This window comes from Rhizobacter sp. P2_H2, from assembly GCF_056403375.1.
In genome coordinates this window covers 1-1,000 of record NZ_JBFUFP010001501.1, presented here as the reverse complement: position 1 = coordinate 1,000, position 1,000 = coordinate 1, and the positions used below count along the sequence as shown (strand labels likewise).

At 69.8% G+C, this 1,000-nt stretch carries 1 protein-coding gene; it reads left to right on the top strand.

The features are described 5' to 3' along the window. On the top strand, positions 1–644 hold a 644-nt coding region (locus tag AC1D15_RS34260; RefSeq protein ID WP_477829581.1), incomplete at its 5' end, for a 4Fe-4S dicluster domain-containing protein. Between the last annotated feature and the right edge of the window lie 356 nt (positions 645–1,000).

The following is a 1,000-nucleotide window of genomic DNA, read 5'->3' as shown; positions in this document are numbered from 1 at the left end:
GCCACGCCGCGATCAAGACCGGCATGCTGGCCGCCGAGGCCGCCTTCGCCGCCGTCACCGCCGGCCGCCAGCACGATGAGCTCAGCGCCTACCCGCAGGCCTTCGAGAAGAGCTGGCTCTACGAAGAGCTGCAGGCCTCGCGCAACACCAAGCAGTGGATGAAGAAGGGCCTGTTCCTGTCGTCGATCATGAACGGCATCGAGCTGTGGCTGCTGCCCAAGCTCGGCTTCAAGGCACCGCCGTGGACGATCCACAGCACCGTGCCCGACAACGCCCGCCTGAAGCCGGCCGCCGAGTGCCCGAGGATCGACTACCCGAAGCCCGACGGCAAGCTGACCTTCGACAAGCTCTCCAGCGTGTTCATCAGCAACACCAACCACGGCGAGAACCAGCCGGCGCACCTGACGTTGAAGGACGCCGCGGTGCCGGTGGGCATCAACCTCGCGAAGTACGCCGGCCCCGAGGCCCGCTACTGCCCGGCCGGCGTCTACGAGTTCGTGAAGACCGAAGCCGGCCAGGACCGCCTGCAGATCAACGCGCAGAACTGCGTGCACTGCAAGACCTGCGACATCAAGGACCCGACGCAGAACATCGTGTGGGTCGCGCCCGAAGGCGGCGGCGGCCCCAACTACGCCGGCATGTAGCCCGGACGCCAGTCCGGGGCCCCGGGTTGACACCCGGGCACAAGGCAGCAATACACCGGCAACGTTGGCCGGTTGGAATGCAGGCACGCCACGTGCCGAGGCACCCAGCCGCCGATTGACCTGCGCGCCTCGGCGCGTGGCACAGTCGCCCATCGCCGACGTACCCCCTCACTGCCTTTGCCCATGCCCATGGACCACACGCCGAAAGACGCCGCCACGCCCGCCCTCCCTGCCGCCCCGCGCCGGCGCTGGCTGGGCACGCTGATCGCGGTCATCGGCCTGGCCCTGCTGGGCGGCCTCGCCTGGTACCTCACCCACCGGCCGGCCGCGGCACCCGCTGGCGCGATGGCCGGCCC